Genomic DNA, 7,681 nt, shown 5'->3' on the forward strand with positions numbered 1-7,681 from the left:
GCACCACCCCCTCGCCTTGCCGAGTGCTTTGCGTGTCAGGTTTTGCCGGGGTCTTGATCTCAATCTCTTCAGCGGTCGCGCACACCGGCAGAAAGACCGTAAACTCCGTACCGCGCCCGACAACACTGTCGACAAAGATGAAACCGCCTGTTTGTTTCACAATCCCGTAGACGGTTGAAAGCCCAAGCCCTGTACCCTCACCTGTTCGTTTTGTTGTATAGAACGGCTCAAACACCTTTTGCAGCTTGTCCGCTGGAATACCTGTCCCGCTGTCCACCACCTTGACCGTGACGTATTCACCAGGTTGAACCGTCGCCCGATCTCGGCTGAGCGGTCGGGACAGCCGCATAACTTCGGTTTCGATACGAATCTCTCCGCCTTCAGGCATGGCGTCACGGGCGTTGACGACAAGGTTCATCAGAACCTGCTCCAATTGACGCTTGTCTGCCCGCACCGGTTTGAGAACCGGGTCATGGCTTAGTGTCAATTGTACCTTTTCACCGACCAAACGGTTCAACAGGTGAATGAGATCCGAAATCGTGTCGCGCAGATCCAAAACTTCGGGTCTGAGCGTTTGTTTTCGCGAGAACGCCAAAAGCTGACTGACCAGAGCAGCGGCACGGTTGGCGTTTTGGTTGATCTGAACAAGATCCCCATAGTCCGGATCGTTCTGATCGTGCCGCAGCAGCAACAAATCGCAGTGACCGGAAATCGCCGTTAGCAGATTGTTGAAATCATGCGCAACGCCTCCGGCCAATTGCCCCACGGCTTGCATTTTCTGACCCTGAACAAATTGCGCCTCCAGCGTTTTCAACTCGGTCGCGTCGTTCAGGACTGCAATCAGACCCGCCTTGCCGTCGATGACAACTTTGCTCAATGTGACTTGAACAAAGATCTCTTTGTCGTCTCGGATCAGCTGCAAGAACTCTGACCGTGGTACTTCCTCCTCCAGAGCTGTGCGCGCAAGCCAATCCCGAAGCGGAACGCGCAGCCCTAGCATGATGTCGTTGATGCAGATTCCCTTAAGGCTTTCTTTCCCCAGCAGCTTAACGGCCAACCTGTTCGTGTCGAGGATTGTGCCGTCTGAGGAAAGGTTCAGGATTGGAACCGGAAGATCCTCGAAGGACGCGCCGGCGCCTTGTTTTGAGGACGCGCTGAGTGGAACCAGGCCCAAGCGTTTTTTTGACCCTGAAGTCGACATATCCGCGACAGCGACCGAAACCAGCCCTTCACGGGTGCTCACCAAATTTGCAGCCCCTATCACCGGAGCGCCATCACAAAAGACATCTTGAACACGTTTAAGGTCGGGACCAAACATCTTTTCGGCAGCGGAATTGACGTGCAGGATTTCGCCTTTGTGTCCAACGGAAAGAGCCGGAATGGCCAACTCTCGACGGCTTTCCCACTCGCCTTCTTCAAAGCGCCAGCAATACAACTCGGGGTTCAGCCGAGAAACAGTCAGGGACAACATATTCGCGCTATTGGGAAATTCATCATAGGCACGGCCGCGCGATTGGGCCTGAGATTGCAACCTGAGCAAAACAGCCTGAGGATTCGAAAATGTCGACCGCAAGCATAAACTCAGAGATTTGCCGGTTTCTGCCGCAAACCTCTTTTGTGCGTGTGTGTTCGCAACCAGAATATCGCCAAACCTGTTGGCTACCAGAAAAGGAACATCCTCCAGTTCCGCAAATGCCCCTATCAGTGCCGAGCTGCGCTGAGCGGATCGGATGGCCAGTTGCCCTTTGATCGTGACGCAAAGTACAGCAAACAAGAGGGAAACCCCTGCCACTGAAAGGCCAGAACTCCACTCCGGCGGCAACAAACCTGTGATTGGCGCTAAGGTGATCAGTAGAGCCAAACTCAGCAGCGATCCCACGCGCGTCGCTGAAGGCAGATGAGTGTAAGCGGGATCGCGTACAAAAACAGTAGTGTCAGACATAAATGGCTCAGGCACAAAAGGTGTCGGAAGTAACATCCAAAATAGTTAATGCTCGCTTAACGAAAACAAGCGAGGTAAAAACTACCCTAGGTTGGTATGTGCCGAAACCTCATCTCGTCAAGTGCGCCGTGAAAAACCCGTCTGACTCGTGTGCGACGTGCCATGATTTTCGAAATGTTTCGGTCCATTCCGGGTTTCGCGCCAAAAAGGAATCAACGATTGCGTCGTTTTCGTCAGCCAGAACCGAGCAGGTCGCATAGGCGAAAACACCTCCCTTTCGGACTAAAGAGGACGTATTCTGTAAAATATCGGATTGGATTTGCGTGAGATCCTGCAAGCGCTCTTCGGTCAAGGCCCACTTTCCGGCAGGTGCGCGCCGCCATGACCCGCTGCCGGAACACGGAGCATCCGCAAGCACGATGTCAAAGGGCTCTGCTCCGTCTAGTTCCTTTGTCGTCAGAATTTTCACACGGGCCCCGGCACGTTCTGCGCGCGCAGGAAGATCCCGCATCCGGGCTGCATTCACGTCATGGGCAAAGACCTCAACGCCTTTATACGCGGCCAGAGCCAGCGATTTGCCCCCGCCCCCAGCGCAGTAGTCCAGGACTCGCATCCCCGGCTGAAGCTCTAGCGCCGCAACAACCGCCTGACTGGCGGCGTCCTGCAATTCGACTAATCCGTCCTGATAGGCGCGGCCCTGAGCAATTTTGCGCGCGCCCTCGGTCACTTCCAAAGCTGTCGCGCAAAACGCATGCGGTTGTGCAGTAACACCATCGGCCTGCAGCGCGGCTATCGCAGACGCAGGATCAGCCTTGAGCAAATTTACCCTTAAATGCACCGGCGCGCGAGATTGCAGCGCCTCGGCCACGGCTTGCGCCTTGGACCCCAACGAAGCCGAAAACCGAGGCCAAAGCCATTCGGGAATATCAAGTCGTTCGGCGTCTGACCGAAAGGCCCGTGCGGTCTCTGACGGCTGCACGGGATCAGGCGCATGTCTGTCGCCTGTGAATATGGCTGCTGTGTCCCCACCCTGAGCCAGCGTTGCACCAATCATCAAACCGCGCCCGGTGTGGCTGCCGCCAAGCGCTGCAAAGGATCGCTGGCAGCGTAATGCATCAAACACATGATCCCGTACCGCTGCGCGATCTTTTGATCCTGCAAAGCGGCTGCGACGCGCCCATCCGGTCAAAGCCTTTTCAACCGGCGCTCCGGTCAAGATCTCGTCCAAGATTTCTATCGCGGCCTGAACACGAGCTGCCGGGGTCATGTCGACTTCCTTAAGGTGTTGGTGAACGCAAAACGGCGCCCGTTTCTGGGCGCCGCATGCAACAGGTCAGCAGATTACATCACCCGGTAATTTGGGCTTTCGCGCGTAATCTGAACATCATGCACGTGGCTTTCCTTCAAACCGGCACCGGTGATTTTAACAAAGCTGCAATTTTTGCGCATCTCTTCAACGGTCGCACATCCAGTATAGCCCATTGCGGCACGCAGGCCGCCCACCAGCTGGTGGATCACAGCACTGGCGGAGCCTTTGTAAGGCACCTGCCCTTCGATACCTTCGGGCACCAGCTTGTCATTGGCTGCGTCCTTCTGGAAATACCGGTCCGCCGATCCACGCGCCATGGCACCCAGACTGCCCATCCCGCGATATGATTTGAACGAGCGACCCTGATACAGGATCACTTCGCCCGGGCTTTCATCGGTGCCCGCGATCATCGAACCGACCATGGCGCAGGATGCCCCTGCCGCAATCGCCTTGGCAAAATCGCCCGAGAATTTGATGCCACCATCCGCGATGACTGGCACGTCGCCGGCCGCTGCCGAACAATCGCTGATCGCTGTTAGCTGCGGTACGCCGACACCCGCCACCATGCGCGTAGTGCAGATCGACCCCGGGCCAATGCCCACCTTGATCGCGTCAGCCCCCGCATCGATCAGTGCTTTGGTCGCTTCACCAGTGGCCACGTTTCCAGCGATGATCTGAACTTCATTGGATAGCGTCTTAACGCGCTTTACCGCGTCCAACACGCCTTGCGAATGGCCGTGAGCAGTGTCGACCACAATGATATCTACACCAGAATCCACCAGTTGTTCCGAGCGTTCAAAGCCCGCGTCCCCGACCGATGTGGCGGCAGCTACGCGCAGACGGCCCAGCCGATCTTTACAAGCTGTAGGGTTCAAGACGGCTTGTTCAGTGTCTTTCAAAGTTAAAAGACCGGTCAGTTTCCCCTGGGCGTCTACCACAAGCAGCTTTTCGATGCGTCGGGCCCGCATCAGGCTTTTGGCTTCTTCCAGATCAGCGGGTTCTTGCAGCATGGCCAGATTGTCAGCCGTCATCATCGCCTTGATCGGAGTGTCGTCCGAGGTCGCAAACCGCATATCCCGATTGGTCACGATACCCACAACGCGTCCTTCCGCATCTACAACAGGAAAACCGGTGAAGTTGTAGCGTTCCACCAAGGCCTGCGCATCTGCCAGCGTCTGATCTGCGCGCAACGTGACCGGGTTGTATACGATACCCGATTCAAACCGCTTGACCCGGCGCACTTCGCGGGCTTGTTCTTCGACCGAAAGGTTCTTGTGAATGACCCCGATGCCACCGGCTTGAGCCATTGCAATCGCCATGCGCGCCTCGGTCACGGTGTCCATGGCCGAGCTTAGCAGCGGAATGTTCATGGTGATTTCACGCGTTACGCGTGTGGTTGTATCTGCTGTCGCCGGAAGCACAGAAGATGCGCCCGGAACCAGAAGAACGTCGTCAAAGGTGAGTGCCTCACGAATCTGCATCTGAAAACCCCATGCAAAAGCCCGTTTGACGGCGACCCTATCGCATGGATTGAACCAAAGGGAAAGCCCCCCAAAGCAACTCTGCGCTGCGGCGGCGCAGAAAACGCCGCAAGCTGAGCAAATCGTGCCGCTGATAGCCCTTTCCCTTTGCGCTCAACATCATATCTTGCGCCCAATACGCGCGAATATGAAAAGGTATGTCTCTGATGACCACCGACCCACTTGTCGTCTTTACGCCCTCTGGCAAACGCGGACATTTCCCCGTCGGAACTCCGATTCTAACTGCGGCCCGTCAATTGGGCGTCGATCTGGATTCGGTCTGCGGCGGGCGTGGTATCTGCTCCAAATGTCAGATCACACCCAGCTACGGCGAGTTTCCCAAGCATGGTGTCACCGTATCCGAAGACGCGCTGAGCGAGTGGAACGCGGTTGAACAGCGCTATGACGACAAGCGTGGATTGAAACCGGGCCGTCGTCTGGGATGTCAGGCGTCCGTGCAAGGTGACGTCGTGATCGATGTCCCGCCCGAAAGCCAGGTGCACCGTCAGGTCGTGCGCAAGGCGGCCGCGGCCCGTGCTATTACCATGGATCCCGCGACACGCCTGTACTTCGTGGTCGTCGAAGAACCCGACATGCATTCGCCCACCGGCGATCTGGAGCGGTTGGAACGTGCCCTGCGCGAACAATGGAAAATCGAAGCCGTTACAGCCGATCTGTCGCTATTGTCCAAGCTGCAACCGGTGCTGCGCAAGGGCAAGTGGGAGGCCACGGTGGCCGTTCACAAGGGCCACAACGACAGCGTTGCCCGCATTGTCGAAATCTGGCCGGGTCTGCATGAAGGCGGGCTATATGGTCTGGCGATCGACCTCGGCTCGACCACCATTGCGGCCCACCTGACCGATCTGGAAACGGGTGAGGTCAAGGCGTCCTCGGGTCTGATGAACCCGCAGATCCGCTTTGGCGAAGATCTGATGAGCCGTGTTTCATATTCGATGATGAACCCCGGTGGCGATCAGGAAATGACCAAGGCCGTGCGCGAAGCGATCAACGATCTGACGACCTCGATTGCCCAAGAGGCCGAGATCGACGCATCTCTGATCGTAGAAACCGTATTTGTCTGCAACCCGGTCATGCATCACCTGCTGTTGGGTCTGGATCCGGTTGAGCTGGGACAAGCGCCTTTTGCGCTGGCCACATCGGAAAGCATGTCCCTGCCCGCGCGCGAGATGGATCTGACGACCATGAACCCGCGCGCGCAAATCTACATCCTGCCGTGTATCGCAGGCCACGTAGGCGCGGACTGCGCCGCCGTGGCGCTGTCGGAAGAACCGGGCAAATCCGAGGATCTCGTGTTGATCGTGGATGTAGGCACCAATGCGGAAATCCTGTTGGGCAACACCAGCCGCGTTCTGGCCTGTTCTTCGCCAACTGGTCCTGCGTTTGAAGGCGCTCAGATCAGCTCGGGTCAGCGCGCGGCCCCCGGCGCGATCGAGCGGATTGAGATCGACCCTGTTACCAAAGAGCCTCGTTTCCGCGTGATCGGATCCGAGAAATGGTCGGATGAGGACGGATTTGACCTTGATATCGCAACCACTGGCATCACCGGCATCTGTGGTTCCGGCATCATCGAGGCCGTTGCCGAAATGCGCATCGCCGGCTTGCTAGATGAAAGCGGATTGATAGGCTCGGCCGAGCAGACCGGTACTGCACGCAGCGTGCCCGAAGGCCGCACCAATGCCTACCTGATCCACGATGCCAGCGCCGAAGGTGGCCCGCGCATCACCGTCACCCAAGGCGACATCCGCGCGATCCAGCTGGCAAAGTCGGCGCTTTATGCCGGTGCGCGCTTGCTTATGGATGAGATGGATGTTGACCGTGTGGACCGCGTGGTTCTGGCCGGTGCGTTCGGGGCCCATATCTCGACCAAACACGCAATGGTTCTGGGCATGATCCCGGATGCGCCGCTGGAGAAAGTCACCAGCGCGGGCAACGCCGCTGGCACAGGTGCACGTATTGCACTGTGCAATATCGCAGCACGGACCGAGATTGAACGCGTCGTACGCGAGATCACGAAAATCGAAACCGCCATCGAGCCGAAGTTTCAGGATCACTTTGTCGCGGCCAACGCGATTCCACACAAAACCGATCCATTCCCGGAACTGGCGCAGGTTGTCACCTTGCCCCACCCAAGCTTCAACACAGGCGGTGCCGACGCCGAAGCGGGTGGTGGTCGTCGCCGTCGGCGTCGCGGATAATCATGCGATGGAACGACCGGCTCGTGTTTGGCGGGTCGTTCCTTGCGGCGCATCCGAGTTAAAAGGCCGTAGTCATCAGATTTTAAGTGAGCCCGCGATGCACATGCACGGCGCACGGCGCGTGACGAACCACGCGTGACGCTGTTGATCCGAGGAAATAATCGCTCAACCCCGGTTGGTGAGAACCGATGACGATACAATCCACGCCGTTGCTTGTGGCATAGTCAATGATCGTTCGGGCTGTGTGGCCTTTGACGATTTCGGGCTTCACGCCTTCAAGGCCCTCGACCTTTTCAAGCAGTTTCAGCCGCGCACGCTCAAATCCTTCGGCGACAACAGACTTATCCAGATATGCGCTGACAGATCCCTGCGGCATTTCATAGACGTGCAACGCGATAATGCCGGACCCGTTTTCCGACAATGCGCGTGCAACTTCCAGCGTGTGCTGCGATATGCCGTGATCCAATGCCATAGGGACAAGAACTTTTTTATACATCGAGGCCTCCAAATCTGGCGGGTCTAAGCCCAGGGTCTCAGGATAATCTTGGGAGCGGCCACAGCACCAGAGCGGATATCGCGAAATGCCTGTGCTCCGTCAGCCAAAGCGCGTTCTTCGGCCCAGTCCAACGCACCAAGCCGCCCGTCAAAGATCGCTCCTGCCGTTTCGCGAAAATCCTGAGCCGTATAGGTGTAT

The 7,681-nt window shown here is 57.2% G+C and carries 5 protein-coding genes and 1 pseudogene; 1 reads left to right on the top strand and 5 read right to left on the bottom strand.

What is annotated here, in order from left to right; translation table 11 throughout:
- The 3 genes from AC2FNU_RS22810 to guaB all read right to left on the bottom strand — a co-directional run.
- Positions 1 to 1,942 (bottom strand): two-component system sensor histidine kinase NtrB (locus AC2FNU_RS22810; RefSeq protein ID WP_496793063.1); only part of this gene is annotated, 1,942 nt, incomplete at its 3' end.
- A gap of 109 nt (positions 1,943 to 2,051) precedes the next feature.
- A complete protein-coding gene (locus AC2FNU_RS22815) occupies positions 2,052 to 3,209 on the bottom strand; it encodes an RsmB/NOP family class I SAM-dependent RNA methyltransferase (RefSeq protein WP_496793067.1) in 1,158 nt (385 codons plus the stop codon).
- Between the two features lie 74 nt (positions 3,210 to 3,283).
- Positions 3,284 to 4,732 carry an IMP dehydrogenase gene (gene guaB, locus AC2FNU_RS22820; protein ID WP_171183152.1) on the bottom strand — a complete coding sequence of 483 codons (1,449 nt, stop codon included), beginning with the start codon at positions 4,730 to 4,732 and terminating at the stop codon, positions 3,284 to 3,286.
- A 206-nt stretch (positions 4,733 to 4,938) separates the two neighbouring features.
- Here guaB and AC2FNU_RS22825 point away from each other — a divergent pair, with 206 nt between their 5' ends.
- Positions 4,939 to 6,987: an ASKHA domain-containing protein gene (locus tag AC2FNU_RS22825; RefSeq protein WP_496793077.1), complete on the top strand. Its 2,049-nt coding sequence runs from the start codon at positions 4,939 to 4,941 to the stop codon at positions 6,985 to 6,987.
- An 82-nt stretch (positions 6,988 to 7,069) separates the two neighbouring features.
- Here the strand turns inward: AC2FNU_RS22825 and AC2FNU_RS22830 are convergent, their stop codons facing one another.
- Both AC2FNU_RS22830 and AC2FNU_RS22835 read right to left on the bottom strand, forming a co-directional pair.
- Entirely contained in the window at positions 7,070 to 7,483 is a 414-nt protein-coding gene (locus tag AC2FNU_RS22830; RefSeq protein WP_496793072.1) for a universal stress protein, read from the bottom strand.
- A 23-nt stretch (positions 7,484 to 7,506) separates the two neighbouring features.
- Positions 7,507 to 7,681: pseudogene (locus AC2FNU_RS22835) on the bottom strand (galactitol-1-phosphate 5-dehydrogenase); the annotation flags it as partial.

This window comes from Ruegeria sp. BHSB064, assembly GCF_059613205.1.

Bases quoted from the DNA above. Each gene is read 5' to 3' on its own strand.
- AC2FNU_RS22815 (WP_496793067.1), bottom strand. From the start codon at position 3,209: ATGACCCCGGCAGCTCGTGTTCAGGCCGCGATAGAAATCTTGGACGAG.
- AC2FNU_RS22825 (WP_496793077.1), top strand. From the start codon at position 4,939: ATGACCACCGACCCACTTGTCGTCTTTACGCCCTCTGGCAAACGCGGA.
- guaB (WP_171183152.1), bottom strand. From the start codon at position 4,732: ATGCAGATTCGTGAGGCACTCACCTTTGACGACGTTCTTCTGGTTCCG.
- AC2FNU_RS22830 (WP_496793072.1), bottom strand. From the start codon at position 7,483: ATGTATAAAAAAGTTCTTGTCCCTATGGCATTGGATCACGGCATATCG.